Source organism: Peterkaempfera podocarpi, from assembly GCF_042466665.1.
GTDB lineage: Bacteria > Actinomycetota > Actinomycetes > Streptomycetales > Streptomycetaceae > Peterkaempfera > Peterkaempfera podocarpi.
Map to the genome: position 1 here is coordinate 8,319,779 of NZ_CP162102.1, position 23,985 is coordinate 8,343,763.

Consider the following 23,985-nt stretch of genomic DNA (forward strand, 5'->3'; position numbering starts at 1 on the left):
TCGACACGGTCCGGGTGAACGGGACTGTCATGTCGGTCGCTCCGCAGCGGCACGATCCCGCTCAGGCCTCCATCACCTGCCGGTACCACGACGAGGTGATCGGTACGCAGGACGGGGACAAGACCTGGCCGGCGACGCCGCTCCCCGGCCAGGTCCAGCGCCTCTTCTCGATAGGGTACGGATGACGGGTTGCACGACCAGTCGGCTCCGCCCGACCGCCTCGGTGCCGACCGGCCCGCCCCACTTCATGGGCGAGATCGTCGCCGGTCAGGACGGCGCCGCCTGCTTCGAGGCGGTAGGCGGGTGACTCTGTGAGGAAGGGATGTTCGTCGTGACCGTTCGCCCCGCTGTTCATCTTGCGATTCCTGTCGACGACCTGGCCGCCGCCCGCGGCTTCTACGGTCAGGTCCTGGGCCTGGCACAAGGACGTTCAACCGACCACTGGGTGGACTGGGACTTCGACGGCCACCAGCTGGTGACGCACCTGGCTGCCAAGCCATCGGTTCCGGCCGGGTTCAGTTTGGTGGAACAGCATTCCGTGCCCGTTCCGCACTTCGGTCTGCTGCTGACCCGCGAACGGTTCCACGACCTGGCGGACAGGCTGCGGGCCGCCGGAGTCGGTTTCGACATCGAGCCCTACCTGCGCTACGCCGGTGAGCCGGCGGAGCAGTGGACGATGTTCCTGCGCGACCCCGCCGGAAACGCTCTGGAGTTCAAGGCGTTCACGGACGAGTCGGCGGTGTTCGCCCGATGAGGGGCGTCCTGGTGACCGGGGCATCGAGGGGCATCGGCCGGGCCGTCGCCGTGGCCTTCGCAGCAACAGGCGACCGCGTGGCCGTGCAGTACGCCAGCCGCCGCGAGGATGCCGAGGAAACCCTTGCCCTGCTGCCCGGGTCCGGCCATGTACTCATCGGTGCCGACCTGGGCGACCCCGGAGCAGCCGAGCAGGTGATGGGCGAGGCAGTGGCAGGGCTGGGACAGGTGGACGTCCTGGTCAACAACGCAGCCGTGGCGACGTCTCCCGCCACCCAGCACCCCGTCGCGACCGTCTCCCTCGACGTGTGGCGCACGATGTGGCGCCGGATGATCGACGTCAACCTCCTGGCCGCCGCAGACCTCACCTGGGCCGTGGCCCGCCACCTCATCGACCGAAAGGCCGCCGGCCACGTCGTCAACGTCGGCTCGCGTGGTGCGTTTCGCGGCGAGCCGGAGTATCCCGCCTACGGAGCGAGCAAGGCCGCCCTGCACGCGTTCGGGCAGTCCATGGCCGTCGCACTGGCTCCGCACCGCATCAGCGTCACCGCGGTGGCACCCGGTTTCATCGCCACCGAACGCCAGATGCCCCGACTGGCCGGCCCTCGCGGGGACGAACTGCGCGGCCAGAGCCCCTTCGGCCGGGTCGGCACCCCGGACGAAGTCGCCGCCGCCGTGCACTACCTCGCCTCAGCGGAGGCGACATGGGCCTCGGGAACGATCCTCGACCTCAATGGCGCCTCCTACCTGCGTACCTGACGCTGCCCCAGCCCGAACGGCCAACTGCCCTGCGACGGCCAGGCTTCACCGCCGCACCTCCGCGCCGGCCTGGTCCAAGCCTTCGCACACGGGGCGACCGGTGCACGTCGCCTCCCGCTGCGCAGGTGGATGTGGGCGAAGAGCGCGCAGTACCGTCGACGCCGGACGGCGGGGACGCCTGGAAGCAGCACTGCTACAGCCCGGAAGAGGACGCGGCCGCACGTCCGCAGCCACAGCAACGATGAACGGGAGAGATATGGCTGACGCCTCGGAAACCGCCTCCGTCGGGTTCGCCGGCATTCCGACCACCACTCTCGCCGATGTCCTCGGCCGCGAGCAGGTCATGGACATCGGCATCCGCCCGTTGTGGCAGCCGGTGCCCCGCATCGCCGGACCTGCGTTCACCGTACGGTGCCCTCCCGGCGACAACCTTATGCTGCACGCCGCCATCCACCGGGCCGAACCGGGCTCGGTCATCGTCGTCGAATCGGGAGACCTTGACTACGCGCTGGCCGGCGGAAACGTCTGCGCCGTCGCGCAGCGCCGGGGCGTCGTGGCTTTCGTCGCGGACGGGCTTATCCGCGACCTCGCCGAGATCCGTGACATGGGCTTCCCCGTCTTCGCCCGGGGAGTGATCCCCATCCCCGGTGCCAAGAAGGTCGTCGAGCCGCTCAACGTCGAGGTGCGCTGCGGCGGAGTGCGGGTGAATGCCGACGACATCGTGGTGGCCGACGAGGAGGGCGTCGTGGTCGTCCCCTCGGCCCGCCAGGGCGATGTGTTGACCGCTTCCTTGGCCAAGTTGGCCAAGGAGGCCGGTGAAACCCTCGACACCTGGGAGGAGGCCCACCGCGCCCGCATCGACAAGCTTCTGCGCGACGGAGGATTCATGGGCTGAGGAATCCTGTCTGCCGTAGAACGGGCGCGGTCGGCACCGGGTTGCAGTCAGGCGCGGCGGGCGCGGATGACGAGGAACGGTGGCAGCCCGGCCCTCTGTGGTTGTTGAGCCGCCACCTGGACGGTTGGTGCCGGTTCGGTGACGGCTTCCAGGACGAAGCCGTGCCGCAGCAGTGCGGTCAGGTATGTGGACAGCGTCCGGTGCTGGTTGCCGGCCCGGCGGACGGCCTGGGGGTTGTCCGAGCGCCAGAAGCCTTCGGTGAGGTAGTGCCCGACCACCCGGCGGACGGCACCGTCGGTGACCTGCGTCCAGGTGGCGTAGGGCGCTTCGAAACAGGGGTGGGGGATACTGAAGGCGAGCGAGCCCCTGCCCTTCAGCACCCGTCGTACAGCTGTGAGTGCGGTATCGAGGTCGGGCACGTGGTTGAGGGACAGCCCAGCAATCACCCAGTCGACCGAGTCGTCGGCGACCGTGCCGAGGACGCATCCGTCGTCGACGGTGTAGACCACCGTGCCGGGACCGGCTGTCCCGGCGTTCCGCGCGTGTTCGATCAGGCGCTGCGACGGATCGATACCCGTGACAGAAGCCCCTCGGGCGGCCACCGCACGGGTGATGAGCCCCTCGCCGCACCCGAGATCGAGGACATGTCGGCCGCTCAGCGCGTCGGGGAGGTGGTCGAGTAGCGCGTCACGATTGAAGTCGTTCAGAGCCGAGCCGGCCCGCAGAAGTTCCACGTACCAGTCGGCGATGGTGTCCCAGGAGTCAGTCATCAAAGCCTGGACGCTACCCGGGTTCTCTCAGTTGCCTCCACCGGTTTTCCTTCCGGTCCATCCCACGGAAACAGTAGGGGTTGGTCCGCCTCGGTGGCCGGCCGTGGATGCCCGCTCGGGTGTTCCGCGCCGGTCCCGGGGTTGCTCGTGGCGGCGCCCGGAGCAGAGAGGCACTCCTGTGCGGCGAGGGCGGCGTCGACGAAGGCCCGGACGGCCGCTTCCTGGTTGGGCTACGGTCGCCCGGCCGCACCCGGGCAGCTATCAGGGCGATCCGCGGTGTGCGGGTGCCCGGCCGAGTGGAGGTGTTCAGGGGCCGGCGTGGAAGAAGCTGCCGGGTTCGACCAGGCCGATGCTGCGGCCCGCGCTGTCCAGGAGGCGCCCCATCTGCTTGGTGGTGTGCAGGCAGACGGCGCGGTCGACGACCGTGAGCGCCTGGAAGCGGCGGCTTACGGCGGCCTCGAACGCGGGGAGCTCGCCGACATTGCGGAGCCAGACCATGACCAGGAGGTTCCGGGGGCCAGTGAGCGCACAGCACAGCCGGACCTCGGGCAGCAGGGCGAGGGCGCGGCCGACGGCGTCCAGGTGCCCGGCGGGTGCGGTCGCCCAGAGTACGGACGTGGCCGGCCAACCGGAGACCGATTGCGCCACTTCGCACCGCAGCCGGAGCACCCGGTCGTCCAGGAGCCGCCGGACTCGGCGCCGCGCGGTGGGTTCGCTGATGCCCGCGCGTTCGGCCAGCTCCGCAAAGGGCATCCGCCCGTCCTCGTGCAGCAGGCGGTACAGCACTTGGTCGCCCGGCTGGAGCCGGACGGAGGCCCGTGCGGTGTCCTCCGGGCCGGTCGGCCGCAGTTCGCTCTCCTGGGCGGGCTCCAGGCTGCGCAGCCGCCACCGGCTCGGCTCGCGGAAGCCGGTGGTGCGGATTTGCAGCCGGTAGTCGCGCACGCCCGGCAGCGGGTCGAGGAGGGCGTGCACATGATCGGAGACCGCGGCGGGGCTGGGCAGCGCGAACACCACGAGCAGCCCGTGGTCTCCGGTGAGATGGTGGACGTAGCGTACGGCGGGCTCGGCGGCGAGGGCAGAGCTGACCTCGGCGAGCCGCCCGGGGTGGCATGCGATTTCGGCGTAGGCCATGCAGAAGTCGCCGTGCGCGGCCGGGCCGGCGACGCAGGTCACCCAGGCCAGGCCCGAGTTCTGCAGCCGCTGCCAGCGCCGGGCCACGGTGACCGGGGCAGCCCGCAGCACCTTGCCGAGGGTTGTCCAGGTGGCCCGGGGGTCGACCTGGAGCGCATGGATGAGTTCCAGATCTGCCTCGTCGACGGAATCGTGCACCATGCAGCGGATCTTTTCACCAATGCGGCCGGTGGTGTGCCTGCGGGTCGGGCCGTCTGACGGTTTCCTGCGTCCTGGCCGTCCTGAGGGCGCGTGCTCCGACCCTGGAGGTGCATCGAGGTACGAGAGAACCACCAGGAGGGACCCTGTGCAGCCAGTCGACAAGCCCGTAGGTGCCGTTGGGCCCGGTGCGGGCAGCGTGCATGTGCCGGGTCCTGCCGAGCGTCGGGATCTGGCGCTGCGCGAGGCCGTGCGCGCCGGTCTGCTCGGGGCGGGAAACCCGGCGGCGGGCTTCCTGGACATCGACGCACTCCTGGCGGGCGTCGCCGATCTGCATGCCGCTTTTGCCGGCCCCGCGCCGGTCCTGCACACCTTCGCGGTGAAGGCCGCCTCGCTGGTGCCGGTCCTGCGGGTACTGGCGCAGGCCGGCATGGGCTGTGAGGTCGCCAGCCCGGGGGAGCTCGCGCAGGCGCTCGCGGCGGGCGTGGAGCCGCAGCGCATCGTGCTGGACTCGCCGGCCAAGACCTGGGAGGAACTGGAGGTCGCGCTGGACGCCGGCGTCGCCGTCAACGCCGACAACCTCCAGGAGGTCGAACGGCTGGCGGCCCTGCTGCAGCGCCGCGGCCGCCGGGCGGCCGGCGTCCTAGGACTGCGGGTGAACCCCCAGGTGGGCGCAGGCTCCATCGGCGCCATGAGCACCGCGTCCGCGCACTCGAAGTTCGGAGTCCCGCTGCGTGACCCGGGCGCCCGCGAGCGTGTGATGGCGGCGTTCGCCGCCCACCCCTGGCTGACCCGCGTGCACGTCCATGTCGGCTCGCAGGGCTGCCCGTTGGACCTGATGGCCGAGGGCGTGGAGGCCGCCTACCGGCTCGCGGAGGACATCAACCGGGCGGCGGGCCGTCCCCAGGTCACCAGTATCGACATCGGCGGCGGACTGCCGGTCAACTTCGCGGACGACGAGGTGCACCCGTCCTTCGCGGACTACGCCGGGCTGCTGCGCACCCGGGTACCCGGGCTGTTCGACGGGCGCTACTCCCTGGTCACCGAGTTCGGCCGGTCGGTGGTGGCCAAGCACGGGTTCATCGCCGCGGTGGTGGAGTACACCAAGGAGTCCGGCGGCCGGCGCATCGCCATCACCCACGCGGGCGCCCACCTGGCCACGCGCACGGTGTTCATGCCCGAGTCGTGGCCGCTGCGGGTGCTCGCCCGCGACGCCCACGGCCTCCCCAAGCCGGGACCGCTGATGGTGCAGGACGTGGCGGGGCCGTGCTGCTTCGCGGGCGACCTGGTCGCCCAGGCGCGTCCGCTGCCGGAACTGGAGGCTGGCGACCTCGTGGTGCTCTGCGACACCGGTGGCTACTACGTGTCCACCCCCTGGTCCTACAACAGCCTGCTGCGCCCGGGTATCCACGGCTACACGGTCGGGGAGAACGGCGTGCGCTTCGCGACGGTGCGTCCGCCGCAGTCGCTGGCCGAGCTGCTCGCCGAGAGCGGTGCGTCCTGCGCCGACGCCCTGCTCGACCTGGCCGCACCGGCGGGCTGCCCCGTGGGCGCGGGCGGGGCGCCGGCGGGCTGAGAACCGCACCGGTCGACAATGGTCCCGCGGTGCGCTCGGCGCACCGCGGGACGGCCGGCGTTCCGGCCGTCCCGCCCGGCCGTCCCCCGGATCCTCCACGCGCAATGTCGCCACCGCCTGTCAGGAGCACCTCGTGGCCGCAAAGGACCTCAGCTCGGGGCAGCCTGCCCCGGCCGACTGCCCGAAGGAGCTGCTGGTCAGCGGGGGCATGCTGCTCGACGGGACGGGTGCGCCGGCTCGGGCGGCCGATGTGGTGGTGCGGGGGGACCGCATCGTCGGCGTGTACGCCCCCGGGTGCGCGCCGCACCTCCCTCGGGCGTGCACCGTCGACGCGCGCGGCCTGGCCGTCGCACCCGGTTTCATCGATCTGCACACCCATGCCGACTTCAGCGTCAAGTCGGCACCCGGCTGTGAGAGCGCCCTGCACCAGGGGGTGACCACGCTGGTCACCGGCAATTGCGGCATGTCCCCCTTCCCGGTGGCCACCGGCCGTCCGGCCGCCGAGAGCTGGCCCGACCTCCGGCAGTTCGCCCGAGCCGTCACCGCGGCAAGGCCCGCCGTGCACATCGCGCCGCTGGTCGGCCACGGCGCGCTGCGCGCGGCCGTCGTCGGCCATGACCAGCGCGCCGCCTCGGCAGCCGAGGTCGAGGCCATGCGCAGCCTGCTGGCACAGGCCGCCCGTCACGGGGTGTTCGGCATGTCCACCGGCCTGCTGTACGCCCCCGGCCGCTTCGCGGAACGGGCCGAGATCGAGGCACTGGCCGCCGAGGCGGCCGTGCACGGGCTGCTCTATGCCACCCATATGCGCAACGAGGCCGACGAACTGCTCGACGCCGTCGCCGAGTCGCTGGCAGTGGCCCGTGCCACGGGGGTACGCCTTCAGATCTCCCATCTGAAGGCGATGGGACACGCCAACCGCGGCAAGGTGCGGGAGGCGCTGCGGCTGATCGACGAAGCCCGGGGGGAGGGCATCGATGTGGCCGCCGATGTCTACCCGTACACCGCGTCCTCCACCAGGCTGACCTCCCGGCTGCCCGGCTGGGCTCTGGACGGCGGTACTCCCGCGCTGCTGGAGCGGTTGGCCGACCCCGGTCAGCGGGCCTGGCTGCACGCGGAGGTGCACTCCTCGCTGGGGCGGGTGATCGTGCCCGAAGAGGTCGTGCTGGCCCAGCTCACGCCCGGTCCCTACGAGGGCAGCGTGGGCCGCAGCATCGCCGAGGTTGCCCGCGGCCGGGGTACCGACCCGGCTTCGGTGGTGCTGGACGTGCTGGCGGAGCACGGCGGGGACGCGTTCATCATCAACCACGCGATGGGCGAGGCGGATGTCGAGGCGGTGCTGCGCCACCCGCACACCGCTGTGGCCAGCGACGGCTGGGTGCTGCAGGCACCGGCCGAGGGGCATCCGCACCCGCGCAGCTTCGGCACCTTCGCCCGTGTCCTCGCCCGCTATGTGCGGGAGCGGGGGGTGCTCGCCCTGCCTGAGGCGGTGCGCCGGATGACCGCACTGCCCGCCGCCCGGCTGGGCCTCGCGGACCGCGGCACGATCCGCCCGGGCGGGATCGCCGACCTGGTCGTTTTCGACCCGGAGCAGGTGGTGGACCGGGCGACCTTCGCAGATCCCTCGCGCTATGCGGCGGGCGTGCACACGGTGATCGTCGCGGGGGAGCCGGCGCTGTGGCAGGGGCAGCCGACGCCCGTGCGGGCCGGGCAGGTGCTGCGGCGCCCGGGTGCGGCCGACGGGCCTGCGCGGCCGCCCCGCTGACTGCCCGTACGGCGGCGGCGCGCGGTCGGGGGCGTGGGAATTCGGGCCCGGTACGCCGACTCGATCGGCCGCTGTTGTGGACGGGCGCATCCTGCGGCGCCGGTGACAGGGAAGGGCCCTGCCGCAAGCGGCAGGGCCCTTCCCTGTCACACGCCCGAGGAGCGCCCGGTCCGGGTGCGGGCCCGCCGACCAGCGGCGGCGGGCCCGGCGTGCGGCCTCAGCTGAGCACCGGCTCCAGGAAGTGCAGGACGCCCGCGTCGGCGTCCAGACGGGCGCGTACACCGATCGGGAAGGTCTGCATCTCCACGCCGTGGCCGATGTCGGCGCCGGCCAGGACCGGCACACCGAGGCCGCCCAGCCGCTCCCGCAGCAGCTCCTCCACCTGCTCGCGCTCACCGCAGTCGGTGAAGGTGCCGCAGACGATTCCGGCGACGCCGTCGAGGTAGCCGCTGCGGCGCAGCTGGGTGAGGAAGCGGTCGAGCCGGAACAGCTTCTCGTCCACGTCCTCCAGCAGCAGGATGCCGCCGCGCGCCGGCAGGGAGGTCGGCGTGCCGACCGAGCAGGCCAGCAGGGTGGCGGTGCCTCCCAGGGTGAAGCCCTCGGCGGTGCCGGGAACCAGCGCCTTGGCGTCGGGGAAGACCAGCTCGGTGACCTCCTTGGGGTGGAGGAGCAGCCTGGCGAGCCGGTCGAAGCCCGGGCGGCCCGGCTCGAAGCCGCTGATCGCCGGCATGGGGGCGAACAGCGAGGACCAGCCGAGCTTGACCGCCAGCGCCTCGCAGAGCGCGGTGACATCGGAGAAGCCGAGCACGGTGCGGGGCCGCGGCGAGCCGACGGCGTCCCAGTCGACGAGTTCCAGGGTGCGCTGCGCGCCGTAGCCGCCGCAGGCGAGGAACACGGCGGAGTAGGCCGGGTCGGTCAGTGCGGTGGTGAGGTCCCGGGCGCGCTGGGCGTCGTCACCGGCGAGGTAGTCGCCGCCGGCCCGGGCGGAGGCGAGCACGTCCGGGACCAGGCCCAGGCCGCGCAGCGCCTCCAGTCCGCGCTCCAGGTTGTCCTGGTTCGGCGGGCCGCTCGCGGCGGTGACGGCGACGCGGTCTCCGCGCCGCAGTGCCGGGGGGCGGACGAACGCGGGCGGGTGCTGCAGTGGCACAGGGTTCTCCTGGAGGGCGGGGCGATGCGGGGGTGGCGGGGCGATGCGGGGTGGGAGGGCGAGCGCAGCGGCGGCTCAGCCGTAGCAGTTCTCCACGGCCGAGGTGACGACGCGGGTCAGCGCCCGGAAGCAGCGGATCGCCTCGTACATGGTGGGCAGGGTGTAGCGCACCGTGAGGGGATCGATCTGCTCGACGCCGGGGATGTAGCAGGCGGCGGGCGCGAGGTGCGCCGCGTCGAAGGACACCTCGTAGGTGTACCCCTCGGCGGGGGGAGCGGCCGGCCCCGTGGCCTCCGGCAGCGCGCGGAGCCCGCGTGCGGCGGCGTCGGTGATCCGGGCCGCGCTGAGCTCCGGCGGCAGGCACACGGCCGAGTAGCGGTCCACGCAGGTCTTGACCTCGGCCAGGGCGGCGCCCGGCGCCCAGCCCTCGGCGTCGGCGCAGCAGAGGTCGTCGCCGGTGACCAGGACCACCGGCACTCCGTACTCGGCGGCCAGCATCGCGTTCATCCGGCCCTCGGAGGCGGGGCGGCCGTCGATCCGTACGGCGGTGATGGTGTTGGGCAGATAGGTGTGGGCGAGCACACCCGGCTGTCCGGCGCCCGTGTGGTAGCCGACAAAGGCCACGGCGTCCGGCTGCCGGTCGATGCCCTCCATCATGCCCAGCGGCTTGTGGGTGCCGATGAGCAGCACCGCCCGCGGATCCAGCTGGTCCAGCAGCAGGTTGCGCTGGTCGGCGTGGGCCTCGTTCACCAGGATCTCGGTGGCTCCCGCGGCGGCGAAGCCGGCCACGGCGGCGTTGACGTCCGAGGTGAGGAAGCGTCGGCAGTACTCCCAGCGCTGGTGGCCGGGCTCGCAGTCGTCGGGGAAGGTGACGCCGGTGGCGCCCTCCATGTCCGCCGAGATCAGGACCTTCATCGGGGATGACTCCTTGCGGTGCGGTGGATGCGGTGGATGCGGTGTCTTCCGGGTCGGTCGGCGCGCTGGGGGTCGGCGCGCTGGGGGGGCGGGCGCCGACTGCCGTCAGCAGCCGCCCGGGTGCGGCTCGGCAGCCGGACCGGCGCGGTCACCCGCCGCCGTGTGCGGGCGGAAACGGTATGCGGCGAGCCCGGCGCCGACGCGGGTACAGGACACGGCGGCGTGGTCCCGCAGCAGCTCGGCGAAGGTGCTGCGCAGGTTCGCGCGCAGCTGGGCCGCCCGCTCCGCCCCGACCTCCTCGCGGTGCTGCTGCCAGGCGTCGGGCAGTACGACCAGGCGGTCGGCACCGTCGGCGTACGCCTCGCCGGGCCGCGCGGGCGTGCCGGCGAAAGCCGGGGCCTGGGCGCGCGGCGGCAGCGCAGGGCCCGTCAGTTCCCAGGTGACGACGAAACGGTCGGTGCTCTCGCCGGTGTCGTCCCCGAAGCCGCCCGTGCCGTACATGGCGGGGACGAGCGAGGTGACCCGACCGCCCAGGACATCCAGGTTGACGTGGGCGTTGCGGGTCCTGAGCGGGTCGAACGCCCAGCGCATCAGTGTGGTGCCGGACGCCAGGCAGCGGCTGCGCTGGGCGAGTTTGAGCAGACGGCCGATGCCCCGGCTCTGGTACGGGCGGGCGACCACGGCCAGCTGGGAGTACTGGTACAGCCGCCCCACGCCGTCGCGGCCCGCGGCGTTGGGCGGTGAGGCGTCCCGGGCGAGGAAGCTGAATGCAAAGCCCACCAGCTCCTGTCCGGCGTACGCGCCCACGACGATGCCGCTGTTCGCCTGGATGGCGATCAGCAGGCGGGGGTTGAGGCTGCCGTCGTCCGGACGCAGCCCCATGACGTCGTGGTAGAGCTCGACACAGGCCGCCATCTCCCGGGGGCCGTCGATGTCCCGCACCACGACATCGAGTGCCGGGCGCGCACGGTCCGCGGGGGCCGCGACCGCGCCGCAGGCACCACCCTCCGAGCCGGCCCGCGCGAGCCGGCCCGGAGGGGTGGTGCCGCGGGGCGGCGTTCCCGTGGACAGCGTCACTGCTGCTCCTGGACTTCCCGGATGGGCTCCGCTGCGTCCTCGTCCTCCTCGGCGTCCGCCGCCGGAGCGGGGGCCTGCATGCTGCCGGCCGCCGGGGTGGTGGACTCGGCCGCCAGATGGCACGCCACCTGGCGACCCACGGCGGGGTCGCCGGAGAGCACCGGCAGTTCGCGGCGGTCGCAGCCGGCGGCTTCCCGCCCGGGGCCGTCCAGGGCCGCCCACAGCGGGCAGCGCGGGTGGAAGCGGCACCCTCCCGGGACCGCCGTGGGGTCCGGCGGCTCACCCTGGAGCAGCGTCGACCGCTCGCGCCGTCCGGCCTGGGGCACGACGGACAGCAGCGCCTGCGTGTAGGGATGCTTGGGCTCCAGCAGCACCTCCTCGACGGTGCCGATCTCCACGACGCGGCCCAGGTACATCACCGCCACCCGGTCGGCGATGTTCCAGGCCAGGCCGAGGTCGTGGCTGACCACCAGGGCGGACAGGCCCAGGCGGTCGCGCAGGTCGAGGATCAGCTTGAGGATCTCGCCGCGTACGGAGGCGTCCAGCGAGGCGACCGGTTCGTCGGCCACCACCACGGACGGGTCCAGCGCCAGCGCCCCGGCGATGACGACGCGCTGCTGCTGGCCGCCGGAGAGCTCGTGCGGGAACCGGCCGGTGAACTCCTCCGGGGGGCGCAGGCCGGCCTTGGCCAGCGCCTGGTGGACCCGCTCGGTCAGGTCCGTGCGCAGGCCGTGCAGGCGCGGGCCCTCCGCCACCGCGTCATAGACGCTCTGGCGCGGGTTCAGCGCGCCTCCCGGGTCCTGAAGGATCAGCTGCACATGGCGCCGGTGCTCCTTGAGTGCGGCGCCGGTGTGGCGCAGCGGCGCGCCGCGGTGCAGCACCTGGCCCGAGGTCGGGCGGCTGAGGCCCACCAGGGCGCGGGCCAGGGTGGACTTGCCGCAGCCGGACTCGCCGATCAGGGCCACGATCTCGCCCTGGCCGAGCTGCAGGTCCACCCCGTCCACCGCGTGGGCCGGACCGCGCCCGGCCCGCGGGGGGTAGGTGATGTGCAGGTCGCGGACCTCCAGGGCCGGGGGGTGCTCGCCGGCCCCGCCGGGAGGGATCGTCTCGGCGCTCACGAGGCGCCTCCTTCCATGGCTGCTGCGCCGCTGCCGCTGGTCGCGGGGGCGGAGCCGGTCGTGCCGGTGCGGTCGGCCGTCCCTGCGGGCGCGAGGTCCGGCAGCACCCGGATGCAGGCCGACAGGCGTCCCGGACCGGCCGGCCACAGCTCGGTCGCGGTGCTGCGGCAGGCGTCGACGGCGTGCGCGCAGCGCGGCGCGAAGGCGCAGCCCTCGCCGACCGAGGACGGCGTGGGCGGGTCGCCGGGCAGCCCCGCCGGGGCCCGCCGGGAGGCGGCGTCGCCGATGGTGGGGAAGGCCCGCGCCAGTGCGGAGGTGTACGGGTGCTTGGGGTCGGCGAACACCTCCGTGGAGGCGCCGAGTTCGACCATGCGTCCCGCGTACATCACCGCCAACCGGTCGCAGGTCTGCGCCAGCACGGACAGGTCGTGGCTGATCATGACGACGGCGATGCCGCGTTCGCGGACCAGGTCGGTGAGCAACTGCAGGATCTGCGCCTGCACCATGACGTCCAGGGCGGTGGTGGGCTCGTCGGCGATGACCAGGTCCGGGCGGCAGGCCAGCGCCATGGCGATCATGATGCGCTGGCGCTGCCCGCCGGAGAACTCGTGCGGGTAGCTGCTCAGCCGGCGGGCGGGCAGTCCCACGTCCTCCAGCAGTCGGGCGGCGCGCTGCCTGGCGGTGCGCTCGTCGACCTTCTCGTGCAGCAGGATGGGCTCGGTGAGCTGGTCGCCGATGGTCCGCACCGGGTTGAGCGCGGACATCGCCCCCTGGAACACCACGGAGGCGCCGGCCCAGCGCACCGCGCGGAGCTTGCTCCACTTGGCGGTGAGCAGGTCCTCGCCCTGGAACAGCACCTGCCCGCTGATCCGGGCGGTCGCGGGGAGCAGGCGCAGCAGCGCCAGCGCCATGGTCGACTTGCCGGAGCCGGACTCGCCGGCCAGACCGAGGGTGTCGCCGGGGGCGAGGGAGAGGTCCACGCCGCGGACCGCGGGGACCTCCCGGCCGCCGGAGCGGTAGGAGACCGTGAGGTCGCGTACGTCGAGGAGCGTCATGCGCCGTTCACCGCCCGCGGGTTGAGGACCTGCTCGATGGCTCGTCCGGTGAGTGTGAAGCCCAGCACGACCAGCAGGATCGCCAGGCCGGGCGGGAGCAGGTACCACCAGGCGCCCGCAGTGACCGCGCCGCCGGAGAACGCCGAGTTGATCATTGCTCCCCAGGACACGCTGGTCGGGTCGCCCAGGCCCAGGAAGGTCAGCGTGGTCTCGGACAGGATCGCGGAGGCCACCGTCAGGGTGCTTGAGACCAGGATGAGCGGCATCACATTGGGCAGCACATGACGGAGCATCACCTGGACGTTCCCGGCACCCAGGGCCCTGGCGCGCTCGATGAACGGGCGGGCCTCCACGGTCAGGGTCTGTGCCCGCACCAGGCGGGCGGTGGACGCCCAGGAGGTGACACCGATCGCCACGGTGATCGAGCCGCTGCCCTGGCCCATGACGGCCGCCAGCGAGATCGCCAGCGGCAGGCTGGGCAGCGCGATGAACCAGTCGGTCAGGTGCATCAGCAGCTTGCCGGTCCAGCCGCCGTAGTGCCCGGCCAGCAGTCCGACGCTGCTGCCCAGACGGTGAGCGCGGTGGCCATCAGGCCGACCGTGAGCGAGGAGCGGGCTCCCCAGATGACCAGCAGCAGGATCGAGCGGCCGGCCTGGTCCGTGCCCAGGGGGTAGGACCCGCTGGGGGGCGCCAGGGTGGGGCCGTCGACCTTGACGACGTCGAGCTGGTCGGGGCCGATGAACAGCGGCGAGCAGAGCGCGAGCAGGCCGATCGTCGCCAGGATGCCCAGGCCCACCAGGCCCGAACGGTGCTGGGCGAACCCGCGGGCGAAGCGGCGCAGCGCATGCTGGCGCGGCGGTGCGGGCGTCGGGGTGGGACCGCCTGTGGTCCCGGTCCCGGTCTCGGTGGTGTTGGCAGCGGTGGTCACTGGGCACGCACCCGGGGGTCGAGGAACCGGTAGGCGATGTCCGCGAGGAGGTTCATGAGGATCACCGATGCGCTGAAGACGAGGAAGGTGCCCTGGAGCAGGGGAAGGTCCGGTACCTGGAGGGCCTGGTAGCTGAGGTAGCCCAGGCCCGGCCAGGAGAAGACGGTCTCCACCGTGATCGCTCCGCCGACGACACTGCCGAGGTGCAGGAAGATCATGGTCACTGAGGGCAGCAGGGCGTTGGGCACCGCGTGCCGGCGCCGTACCTGGTCGTCCGTCAGGCCCTTGGCCCGGACGGTGAGCAGATAGGGGCTGCCGAGCTCGTCGATGATCGACGAACGCATGATCATCACATACTGGGCGAAGACCACAAGGATCATCGTCAGGCAGGGCAGCACCAGGTGACGGGCCACGTCCAGGATGTGCGCGAACCCGCTGTCGGCCGCCGAGGGGTCGGTCATACCGCCGGTCGGCAGGAATCCGGAGACCGGACCCAGCCCCACCGCGAAGACGATCAGCAGGATCATGCCGAGCCAGAACGTGGGGACCGACCACAGGGTCAGCGACACGCTGGAGGAGATCTTGTCGAAGAGGCTCCCGCGCCGCCAGCCGGACCGGACGCCGAGCCACAGGCCCAGCGCCGCGGAGATGACGGTGGCGGACCCCATGAGCAGGACCGTCGGCCACAGTCGCTCGGCGATCAGCGAGGTGACGCTCTGCTGGAACTGCCAGGAGGTGCCCAGGTGGCCCGTGAGGACGTCGCCGACGAAGCTCACGAACCGCTGGGCCAGCGACTGGTCCAGCCCGAGCTGGTGGCGCAGCTGCGCCATCTGCGCGTCGCTGGTGGGACGGCCGCGGGTCATGGTCTGCACCGGGTCGGCCGGCAGCAGATTGAACAGCACAAAGCCGATGACCAGGGTGATCGCGAAACTGATGACCGCCGCGGCGGTCTTGGAGGCCAGGTACCGCAGGAAGCCGGTGTCCCGCCGGACCGGCCGGGAGGCGCCGCTCGGCGCCTCCCGGCCCTGCCCGGGGGCATCCGGCACCACGGTGGAGGTGTCGGAGGTGCTCATAGTGTTCTCGTTGCTACTCTCGCTCGTCCGCGGAGCCGCGCCGCTTCAGGACCACGGCGCCGCCGATGACCGCGACCACCACGAGGGCGCCGATGCCGATCAGCAGGCCGTTGCTGGAGCTGCCGCCGCTGGACTTGCCCACCGGCGCGGCGTGCATGTAGTCCAGGAAGCTCGACTGCACCGGGTAGGCGCCCGAGGCGTCCGCCTTGCCGCTCTCCAGCCCGGTCACGCGGTCACTGCGCAGCGCGTCCAGGGAGTTGTCGTAGTAGAGGACGATGTCGCTGTTGCCCTTGTAGAGGATCGACTGCATCTGGCCGAGGGTGGCGGCCCGCTGCGCCGGGTCGAACTGGCTCTGCTGCGCCTGGAACAGGGAGTCGTACTGCGGGTCGCAGAAGAACGCGTCGGTGCTGCCGTCGGTGCCGTCGTCCTTGGGCAGGGCGGCGCAGGTCTGGATGCTGAGCAGGTACGTCGGGTCCGGGCCGGTGCTCCAGCTGTCCATGAGCATGTCCCAGTCGCCCTTGGCCAGGTTGTCGTTGAGCATGGTGCTGCTCATCGACTGGATGTCGGTCTTGATCCCGATCTCCTTGAGCCAGCCGGAGATGTAGGTGGAGACCTGGGTGTCGGAGTCGCTGTTGGAGTGGATGCCCAGGCGCAGCTCCAGCGGCTTCTTGGTCTTCGGGTTGATGCGCACGCCGTCGGTGCCCTTGGTGTAGCCGGCGCCGTCGAGCATCTGGTTGGCCTTGGCCAGGTCGAAGTCGATCTTCTCATCGTCCGACGGGGTCCAGGCGTACTGCGGCAGCGTCGGCGGCAGGTAGCCCACGCCGGGCTTGGCGAACCCGTCCTCGACCTTGGTGACCAGGGTCTTCTTGTCCATCGCGGTGGCGATGGCGGTGCGCACCACCGAGTCGGCCAGGGCCGGGTTGGCGGTGCCGATCGTCTTGCCGCCGCGGGTCTTGGCGCCCGCGTTCAGCTCGACGGCGTTCCAGCGGTTGCCGGCCTCCTGGTAGGTGGTGATGCCCTTCTGGCCCTTGAGCGCCTTGTACTGGGTGGGGTTGAGGTTGGTGACGTAGTCGAGCTGGCCGCTGCGCAGTGCTGCGACGGCGGCATCGGTGTTCTTGAACGACTGCATCACCATGTGGTCGAACTTCGGCGCGCCGAACTGGAACGACTTGTTGGCGTCGAACTTCGCGTACTGGTCGGTCTTGTACGACGTCAGCGTCCAGGGGCCGTATCCGACGACGGGGAAGTCGGTGTTCTTGAACTTCCCGAGGTCGGCGACGTGCGACTCCCACACGTGCTGCGGCACGATCGGGATTGCGTTGATCGGGACGCTCAGGGACAGCATGTTGGCCTGCGGGGTCTTGGTGCTGATCACCAGGGTGCTCGCGTCAGGGGCGGTCACCGACTTGAAGTTGCTGACCAGGGATCCGTTGGCGGTGGCCGCGGTGGAGTTGGTCATGATCAGGTTCAGCGTCCAGGCGGCGTCCTGGGCGGTGATCGGCTTGCCGTCGCTCCACTTCAGACCCTGGTGGATCTTGAAGGTCCAGGTGAGCTTGTCGGCGGACGACGTCCATGAGTCGGCCAGGTAGGGCTTGACGTTGCCGTCCTGGTCGAGGTAGTCGAGCGCAGGGTAGATCGACCCGAACACGTCGTAGGCGCCGGCGAAGTACGCAAGGAAGGGGTTGAGCGAGTCGACGCCGATGCCGCGCATCGACACGCGCAGCGTGCTGCCCTGGTCCGCCGCGGCGGCCGCGGGGGCGAGGCTGAGTGTGCCGACGCCGGTGAGAACGGTTGCCGAGAGGGCGGCCAGCGCCGAGGCGAACCGGCGAGGCCGGCGGGTGCTTCTCGGGGCAGCGGTTCTGGAATTCATGGGGGACTCACTCCCGGGGATGGGGGACACGGCAGGCGGAGGGGGTTGCCTGCCGCCGATCGGGGGCCGTGCCGGTGGCCGCTGTCGCGACGGGTCGGCACGGAGGGGCGGAGCGGCGGCCGACCGCCCGGACGGCGACGTCGGGCGGGCGGGCGCTGCGGGCCGCGTTCTTGGTGCTCCGGCAGCAGGCGTCAGGGGGTCGCGGACGCGAGCGGGTCGCTGCGCAGGAACGTCTCCAGCACTTGGACGCCGAAGTGGAGGCTCTCCACCAGCACCCGCTCGTCCACGCCGTGGACGTACTCCCAGACGGTGAAGCCGGGCGGGGTCGAGCCGGGGGTGAAGCCGTAGCCGGGGATGCCGAGCCTGGCGAAGGCCTTGGCGTCGGTGCCGCCGGACATCACGAACGGCAGCACCAGGGCCTCCGGGTCGTGTGCCCGCAGTGCGCCGGCCATGGCTGCGTACTCCGGCGAGGTGTGGTCGGCGCTGACCGGCGCGGCAAAGCTGGCGAACTCCCGGGTGAGGTGCTCGCCGAGCAGGGCGTCCACGGTCGCGAAGAACTCCTCCTCCGCGCCGGGGAGGATCCGGCCGTCCACGCCGGCCACCGCCTCGCTCGGGATCACATTGTGCTTGTAACCGGCCGTGAGCATGGTGGGGTTGAGCGTGTTGGACAGCGTGGCCTCCACCAGGCGGGCCGCCTCGCCCAGCCGGGCGATGCTCGCCGGGTCGTCGGGGTTCACGGTGAAGCCCAGCCGCTCGGCCAGGCCGTCCAGCAGGGCGGCGACGGTCGGGGTGAGCCGGACCGGCCAGCGGTGGGAGGCGAGCGCGTCCACCGCGCGGGCGAGCCGGGCCACCGCGTTGCCCGGGCTGGGCCGTGAGCCGTGGCCCGCGGGGCCCCGCGCGGTGAGGTTCATCCAGGCGCTGCCGCGCTCACCGGTGGCGATCGGATAGAGCCGGCTTCCGTCCGGGAGGTGCACCGAGTAGCCGCCGGACTCGCCGACGGCGGCGTTGACACCCTCGAACAGTTCGGGGTGACGGTCCACCAGGAACCCCGCGCCATAGGCGCCGGTGTCCTCCTCGTCGGCCACGAAGGCCATGACCACATCGCGCGGCGGCTGCGTACCGGTGCGGGCGAAGGACCGGGCCACCGCCAGCATCATGGCGTCCATGTCCTTCATGTCCAGCGCGCCCCGGCCGAGGATCGCGCCGTCGCGGACCTCCCCGCCGAACGGGTCGAAGCTCCAGTCGGAGCGCTCGGCCGGCACCACGTCGAGATGGCCGTGGACGAGCAGCGCGGGCGCCGAGGGGTCGGCTCCGGGTATGCGCACCACGGTGCTTGCGCGCCGGGGGGCGGACTCCAGCACCTGCGGCTGGTAGCCGCAGTCGGAGAGCACCCCGGCGACCCACTCGGCCGCCTCGCGCTCGCCGCGGGAGTCACCGCCGCCGTAGTTGCTGGTGTCGAAGCGGATCAGCCGGGAGCAGAAGTCGACCACATCGTCGGTGAGCGCGGTGTCGCTGCCCGGGGCGGTGTCCGCGGGTGAAGGGGAGGGGGAGGGAGACGGCACGGTTGCCTTCCGTCGGGTCAGTCGGTGGTCGGTGCAGGCGGGTGCCCCGGCGACCGCTCGGGGCGGTCGGCGTAGCACTCCAGCGACTCCGCCAGTTCCGCGCGGCGGCGTTCGCGGCGGCCCGCGCCCTTGGCGCCGGCCGCGGCGAGCGCCGCAAGCACATGCCCGGTGGCGGTGACCGCGGTGGGGGAGTGGTGGGGAGCCTCGCTCCGGGTGTCCACGGCGAGTATGTGTGTGGCGTGGGCGCAGATCGGGCTGGTGTAGCTGTCGGTGAGGGCGATCACCGTCGCGCCCATCTCGTGGAATTCCCGCGCCACCCGGAGGGTGAGCCTGCCGTATTTCCGGAAGGAGTAGGCGATCAGTGAATCCTGGGGATGCGCATCCGCCAGGGCATTGACCGCCGCGGCCGAGCCGGGCTGGATCACGGTGACATCGCGCAGCATCGGTGCGAGGTCGGAGGCGATCAGGGCGGCGTAGCCCGTCGACTTCAGATCCCCGATCACCCAGCGCCGCCTGGCGCCGAGGATCGCTGCCGCGGCCAGTTCCAGGGCCCCGTTGGAGAGTAACCCGCCGAGCGTGCGCGCCAGGTTCTCCTGTTCCGCGGCGATGATGCGGCGCAGCGCCGCCCGGTCGCCGGGCGCCGATTCCCGGTGAGTGAACCGCAGATCGGGCGCGGCCAGGCGGCGGTTGGCCTCCCGGCCGGCGCGGCTGCGCAACTCATCGGTGTCGGCGAAGCCCGCGGTCGCCAGCAGCCGGTCCAGCTCCTCCGCGGTGGCGTCGGCCGCCCGCAGCAACTGGCCGGGCCGGCGCTCGAGGGAGTCGGGGTACTGGTCCGCGATGACCCGGTAGAGCCGCTGTCCTGCCGCACCGCACCGCTCCGCCGCTGCGGCCAGCAGGGCCAGGGCCGGGGTGGGGGCCAGAAGTGGTGACATCAGATGTACCTCTTATGTCCGGTTTGCAGGACTCGGGCAGCTTTTAGAGGGGTGAATTCACTGCGGGCAAATGAAGTTGACGCATCCGTTGATCTAATTGATGGGCGAGTATTACTGTCGCCACATGACATCGTCAAGGGTTCCACCGGGCGCCGACCTGACGACGGACAACAGCCGCGACGACGCTGCGAACGAGGCGACCGCGCTGCTCGGCCAGTCGGTGGCCCGCCTCCGCCGCTCCTCCAACCAGACCCTCACCGCCGTCGCGGCCCAGGCCGGGCTCTCCCCCGCCTACATGTCGCAGATGGAGTCCGGGGCCGCCAACCCCACCGTGCGCACCCTCGCCCACATCGCCGCCGCGCTCGGCGTGGCCCCCGCGGACCTCCTCCGCGGGGACGCCGCGGCACCCCCGGCCGGGGCCCCCTTCCCGCCCCGCTTCTGCCCCGCGCCGCTGCTCGCCGCCCAGGCCGACTACCGCGGCATCTGGGACCTCACCGCCGACGGCGCGGTCCAGCTGTCGCTGCGGCTGCTGCGCGCCGACTGCGGCGACCACGCCGAGGCGGTGCGGCACGACGGCGAGGAGGTCGCCCTGGTGCTCGCCGGCCAGTGCCGGATACGGGTCGGGACCACCGTCCACACCCTGCGCACCGGCGACAGCTGCCACTACAGCGCGGCCGACGCCCACCAGATCACCGACCCCAGCGACGACCTGCTGATGCTGATCGTCCTCACCTCGCAGGAGTAACACCCGTGACCACGGCCCACCCGCCGCGGCAGGCACCACCGTCCGGCGCAACCGCAAGCGCCCCCCAGTGCCCCGCTCCGGCCCTCCCGGACGGCCTCGCCCCCGCCGCCGGCCCCGAACAGGCCCCCGAGGTCTGGCCCCTCACCGCACGCACCGTCGCGGGGGAACTGCACATCGGCGGCGTCAGCATGCCGGCGCTCGCCCGGGCCTGCGGCACTCCGCTGTACGTCGTCGACGAGGCCGACTTCCGCCACCGCGCCCGGCAGTGGCGCGACTCCGGCGCCGACCGGGTCCACTACGCCTCCAAGGCGTTCCTGTGCGCCGAGGCGGCCCGCTGGGTCCAGGCCGAGGGCCTGCACCTGGACGTGTGCAGCCAGGGCGAGTTCGACCTGGCCGTGGACGCCGGCTTCGACCCCGCCCTGATCGTGCTGCACGGCAACAACAAACCCGCCGGCGAACTCGAGGCCGTCGTCCGGCGCGGTATCGGCGTCGTCGTCGCCGACAGTCTCGAGGAGATCGACGACCTCGCCGCCGCCGCGCACACCGCAGGCCGGGTCCAGGACGTGTACCTGCGCATCGCCCCCGGCGTCGAGGCGCACACCCACGACTACATCGCCACCGGCGGAGACGACGTCAAGTTCGGCTTCCCCCTGGCACAGGGCCACGCCGAGGAGGGCGCCCTGCGGGTACGCCGCCACCCCTCGCTGCGCCTCGCCGGCATCCACGCCCACATAGGCTCCCAGATCCTGGACATCGCCGGGCTGCGCCTGGCCGCGGAGCGCGTCGCCGGCTTCGTCCGGCTCCTCGACGAACGCCACGGCATCACCGTGACCGACCTCGACCTCGGCGGCGGGGCGGGCATCCCTTATCTCCCCGGCGGCGCCCGGCTGGAGCCCGCCGAGTTCGTCGCCGCCCTGCACGCCGGGATCCGGCAGGCGCTCGACCCCGCGCGGGTCCGGCTCGCCGTCGAACCCGGACGGTCCATCGCCGGCACCGCAGGCATCACCCTGTACCGGGTCGGGGTGGTCAAGCAGGGCCTGCGGCGCCGCTTCGTCTCCGTCGACGGCGGCATGAGCGACGCACTACGGCCCTCCCTCTACCTGGCCCAGTACACCGCCTGGACCGCCAACCGGACCCCGGTCGGCGACCCCCGGCACAGCGTCGTGGTCGGACGCCACTGCGAGAGCGGCGACGTGGTCGTCCCCGATATCGCCCTGCCCGACGACATCGCCGCCGGCGACCTGCTCGCCGTGCCCGTCACCGGCGCCTACCACCACGTGATGGCCAGCAACTACAACCACCAACCGCGGCCGGCCGTGGTCTCCGTGGCCGACGGACAGGCCCGGCTGCTCGTCCGCCGCGAGACCTTCGCGGACCTGCGCCGCCGCGACAGCGGGGGCCTCCCGCTCGACCTCCACGCACCCCAGCCTGACCACGCACCCCGGACCGACCACGCACCCCGGACCGACCACGCACTCCAGGAACGCCGCTGATGATCACCGAAGCACCCGCGACCACCCTGCCCTACGGGCAGTGGCCCAGCCCGATCACCGCCGAGCAGGTCGCCGCCTCCTCCGGAGGGCTGACCTGGCCCGCGCCGGTCGGCCAGGAGACCTGGTGGTGCGCCTCCGACCCGCAGACCGCCACCGTGCGGCTGATGCGCTGCGGCGAGGACGGGACGGCACCGGCCCCCGTGCTCGGCCCCGGCTGGAGCGTCCGCAACCGCTCCCTCGGCTACGGCGGCCGCCCCTACCTCGTCCTGCAGCACTCCGGCGACGGGCACCTGCTGGTCTTCACTGACCACCGGGACCAGCGTGTCCACCGGGCCCAGGTCCCTGTCCTCCCCGGCGGCGCCTCCGCAGAACCGGTACCCGCACCCCTCACCCCGCCCGACGAGCCGGGCGTGGAGACCTGCTACGCGGGCTTCGTCCCCGGCCCCGGCGACGAGGTGTGGTGCGTACGCGAGACCACCCGGGAGGCCACCGGCCCCGAGGACGCCGACCCGGCCGGGCGGACCAGCCGCGAGATCGTGGCGATCCCCCTGGACGGCCGCGCAGCCGCCGACCCCACCGCGATCCGCGTCGTCGCCCGCTCGCACCACTTCATCTCCGGCGTGCGGATCAGCCCCGACGGACGACGGCTCGCCTGGATCGGCTGGGACCACCCCCGGATGCCCTGGGAGGCCACCGACCTGATGGTGGCGCGGCTCGCCGACGGCGTCGCCGTCGACCCGGAGCGTGTGCTCGGCGGCGGCGAGGTCAGCGTCCCGCAGGCCGAATGGGCCGCCCCCGACACACTGCTCGCCATGGCCGACCCGGACGGCTGGGCCAATCTGCACCGCATCCGGCTGTCGGACGACGGCGCCCACCAGGTCACCAACCTGCTGCCGATGGAGCGCGAATGCGCCGGCGCGCTCTGGCGGGTGGATCCGGCCTGGTTCGCCGTCACCGACGCCGGCGTCGTGCTCCGGCACGGCGTGGGCGACCAGCAGCTGGCCCTGTTCGACCCGGCCACCGGCGCACTGCAGCCGCTCGCCCCGGACTGGACGGAGTTCCAGGGCGACCTGGGCGCCGACCGGCAGACCGTGGCCCTCGTCGCCGGCTCCGCCGCGCTCGGCACCGCCGTGCTGCGGGTCCCGCTGCCCACCGCCCCCGACGCACCCACCGCGCCGGCCCGGCGTTGCACGGCGCCCGCCGCGGACCCCACCGCACCCTGGCGGGCCGTACCGCAGCGCCGTACCGCGCAGGCCCCGGACGGCCACCAGGTCCACTACGTCTACCACCCGCCGACCAACCCCGCAGTCCGCGGGCCGCAGGGGGAGACCCCGCCGCTGCTCATCCACGTCCACGGCGGCCCGACCAGCGCCACCGGCGCCACCCCGGACACGGAGTTCTCCTACTTCTGCAGCCGCGGCTTCGCCGTCGCCTCCGTCGACTACGGAGGCTCCACCGGCTACGGACGCGCCTATCGCGACCGGCTGCGCCACACCTGGGGCCAGGTCGACGTCGACGACAGCGTGACGGTCGCCCGGGCCCTGGCCGCCGAGGGGCTCGCGGACCCGGCCCGGACCGCCGTCCGAGGCGGCTCGGCGGGCGGCTGGACCACTCTCGCCTGCCTCGCCCGCACCGACGAGTTCTGCGCCGGCGCCGTCTACTACCCGATCAGCGACGCCCTGGACTGGGCCGGCGGCAGCACCCACGACTTCGAGTCCCGCTACCTGGAGTACCTCATCGGCCGGCTGCCCCAGGACCGCGAACGCTACGAGCAGGTCTCGCCGCTGGCCCACGCCGACGACATCTCCGCCCCTCTGGTGATGCTCCAGGGCGCCGACGACTTCATCTGCCGCCCGGAGCAGGCGCAGCGCATCGTGGACGCGGTCTCCGCACGCGGGCTCTGGCACCGCTACCTCGTCTTCGACGGCGAGGGCCATGGGTTCCGCAAGGCGGACAGCGTCGCCCGCTCGATCCTGGCCGAGGTCGAACTGTACGAGCACGTCATGGGCCTGGTCATCGACCGGGGCACACCGCAGTGACACCTCCGGCCGTCCCATCCTGGGCGCTGAGTGTGCCGTCCGGAGGGGCAGCATCTCAGCCACCGGCCGATCGTCTTCCTGTTCCCCGCGCTCGCGGGGGATGGGCGCGGGCCGAGATGCTCGAAGACGATGACAAAGCTCCGCTTTGTGCTGGACCCGGCCGCTGACATTGCTGTCAGCCACGGCC

General features: G+C 72.7%; 19 protein-coding genes and 2 pseudogenes. 9 read left to right on the forward strand and 12 right to left on the reverse strand.

The features are described 5' to 3' along the window. Positions 1-14: 14 nt before the first annotated feature. From AB0761_RS36290 to AB0761_RS36305, 4 genes are all read left to right on the forward strand, one after another. Positions 15-185, forward strand: a complete 171-nt coding sequence (locus AB0761_RS36290; protein WP_377273534.1) for a hypothetical protein — start codon at positions 15-17, stop codon at positions 183-185. Positions 186-322: 137 nt separating this feature from the next. Beyond that, on the forward strand, positions 323-754 hold the full coding sequence (locus AB0761_RS36295) for a VOC family protein (protein ID WP_377273535.1): 432 nt from the start codon (positions 323-325) through the stop codon (positions 752-754). Beyond that, positions 751-1,512 (forward strand): SDR family NAD(P)-dependent oxidoreductase, encoded by a 762-nt coding sequence (locus AB0761_RS36300; protein ID WP_377273536.1) that lies wholly within the window; start codon positions 751-753, stop codon positions 1,510-1,512. The genes AB0761_RS36295 and AB0761_RS36300 overlap by 4 nt, the downstream gene beginning before the upstream one ends. Before the next feature lie 256 nt (positions 1,513-1,768). Beyond that, entirely contained in the window at positions 1,769-2,407 is a 639-nt protein-coding gene (locus AB0761_RS36305) for an RraA family protein (RefSeq protein WP_377273537.1), read from the forward strand. A gap of 47 nt (positions 2,408-2,454) precedes the next feature. On the opposite strand, the gene AB0761_RS36310 is transcribed toward AB0761_RS36305, so the two are convergent. Further along, positions 2,455-3,177 (reverse strand): class I SAM-dependent methyltransferase, encoded by a 723-nt coding sequence (locus tag AB0761_RS36310; RefSeq protein WP_377273538.1) that lies wholly within the window; start codon positions 3,175-3,177, stop codon positions 2,455-2,457. A 306-nt stretch (positions 3,178-3,483) separates the two neighbouring features. After that, positions 3,484-4,509, reverse strand: a complete 1,026-nt coding sequence (locus tag AB0761_RS36315) for an Lrp/AsnC family transcriptional regulator (RefSeq protein ID WP_377273539.1) — start codon at positions 4,507-4,509, stop codon at positions 3,484-3,486. A 145-nt stretch (positions 4,510-4,654) separates the two neighbouring features. On the opposite strand from AB0761_RS36315, the gene AB0761_RS36320 reads away from it, so the two are divergent. Together AB0761_RS36320 and AB0761_RS36325 are read left to right on the forward strand one after the other, a co-directional pair. After that, positions 4,655-6,082, forward strand: a complete 1,428-nt coding sequence (locus AB0761_RS36320; protein ID WP_377273540.1) for a diaminopimelate decarboxylase — start codon at positions 4,655-4,657, stop codon at positions 6,080-6,082. A gap of 133 nt (positions 6,083-6,215) precedes the next feature. After that, positions 6,216-7,844 (forward strand): amidohydrolase family protein, encoded by a 1,629-nt coding sequence (locus tag AB0761_RS36325; protein ID WP_377273541.1) that lies wholly within the window; start codon positions 6,216-6,218, stop codon positions 7,842-7,844. Between the two features lie 217 nt (positions 7,845-8,061). Here the strand turns inward: AB0761_RS36325 and AB0761_RS36330 are convergent, their stop codons facing one another. From AB0761_RS36330 to AB0761_RS36375, 10 genes and pseudogenes are all read right to left on the reverse strand, one after another. Beyond that, complete coding sequence (locus AB0761_RS36330; RefSeq protein ID WP_377273542.1) at positions 8,062-8,991, reverse strand: LD-carboxypeptidase; 930 nt, start codon at positions 8,989-8,991, stop codon at positions 8,062-8,064. 75 nt (positions 8,992-9,066) lie between these two features. After that, positions 9,067-9,906 (reverse strand): M55 family metallopeptidase, encoded by an 840-nt coding sequence (locus AB0761_RS36335; protein WP_377273543.1) that lies wholly within the window; start codon positions 9,904-9,906, stop codon positions 9,067-9,069. 105 nt (positions 9,907-10,011) lie between these two features. Next, entirely contained in the window at positions 10,012-10,983 is a 972-nt protein-coding gene (locus tag AB0761_RS36340; RefSeq protein WP_377273544.1) for a hypothetical protein, read from the reverse strand. Beyond that, a complete protein-coding gene (locus AB0761_RS36345) occupies positions 10,980-12,101 on the reverse strand; it encodes an ABC transporter ATP-binding protein (protein WP_377273545.1) in 1,122 nt (373 codons plus the stop codon). The genes AB0761_RS36340 and AB0761_RS36345 overlap by 4 nt, the downstream gene beginning before the upstream one ends. Then, positions 12,098-13,156, reverse strand: a complete 1,059-nt coding sequence (locus AB0761_RS36350; RefSeq protein ID WP_377273546.1) for an ABC transporter ATP-binding protein — start codon at positions 13,154-13,156, stop codon at positions 12,098-12,100. The genes AB0761_RS36345 and AB0761_RS36350 overlap by 4 nt, the downstream gene beginning before the upstream one ends. After that, positions 13,153-14,084 (reverse strand): annotated as a pseudogene (locus AB0761_RS36355) (ABC transporter permease). The gene AB0761_RS36350 and the pseudogene AB0761_RS36355 overlap by 4 nt, the downstream one beginning before the upstream one ends. Further along, on the reverse strand, positions 14,081-15,157 hold the full coding sequence (locus AB0761_RS36360) for an ABC transporter permease (RefSeq protein ID WP_377273547.1): 1,077 nt from the start codon (positions 15,155-15,157) through the stop codon (positions 14,081-14,083). The pseudogene AB0761_RS36355 and the gene AB0761_RS36360 overlap by 4 nt, the downstream one beginning before the upstream one ends. A 13-nt stretch (positions 15,158-15,170) precedes the next feature. After that, entirely contained in the window at positions 15,171-17,027 is a 1,857-nt protein-coding gene (locus AB0761_RS36365) for an ABC transporter substrate-binding protein (RefSeq protein WP_377273548.1), read from the reverse strand. A gap of 191 nt (positions 17,028-17,218) precedes the next feature. Beyond that, the gene (locus AB0761_RS36370; RefSeq protein ID WP_377273549.1) at positions 17,219-18,589 is read right to left on the reverse strand and encodes a M20/M25/M40 family metallo-hydrolase; all 1,371 of its coding nucleotides are present in this window, start codon (positions 18,587-18,589) and stop codon (positions 17,219-17,221) included. 17 nt (positions 18,590-18,606) lie between these two features. Continuing rightward, the gene (locus AB0761_RS36375; RefSeq protein ID WP_377273550.1) at positions 18,607-19,521 is read right to left on the reverse strand and encodes a MurR/RpiR family transcriptional regulator; all 915 of its coding nucleotides are present in this window, start codon (positions 19,519-19,521) and stop codon (positions 18,607-18,609) included. Positions 19,522-19,645: 124 nt separating this feature from the next. Between AB0761_RS36375 and AB0761_RS36380 the strand changes: the two genes are divergently transcribed. From AB0761_RS36380 to AB0761_RS36390, 3 genes and pseudogenes are all read left to right on the forward strand, one after another. Continuing rightward, positions 19,646-20,266, forward strand: a complete 621-nt coding sequence (locus tag AB0761_RS36380; RefSeq protein WP_377273551.1) for a helix-turn-helix domain-containing protein — start codon at positions 19,646-19,648, stop codon at positions 20,264-20,266. Between the two features lie 5 nt (positions 20,267-20,271). Then, a pseudogene (lysA, locus tag AB0761_RS36385) lies at positions 20,272-21,663 on the forward strand (diaminopimelate decarboxylase); the annotation flags it as partial. A 95-nt stretch (positions 21,664-21,758) separates the two neighbouring features. Then, positions 21,759-23,798: a prolyl oligopeptidase family serine peptidase gene (locus AB0761_RS36390; RefSeq protein WP_377273552.1), complete on the forward strand. Its 2,040-nt coding sequence runs from the start codon at positions 21,759-21,761 to the stop codon at positions 23,796-23,798. Positions 23,799-23,985: the final 187 nt, after the last annotated feature.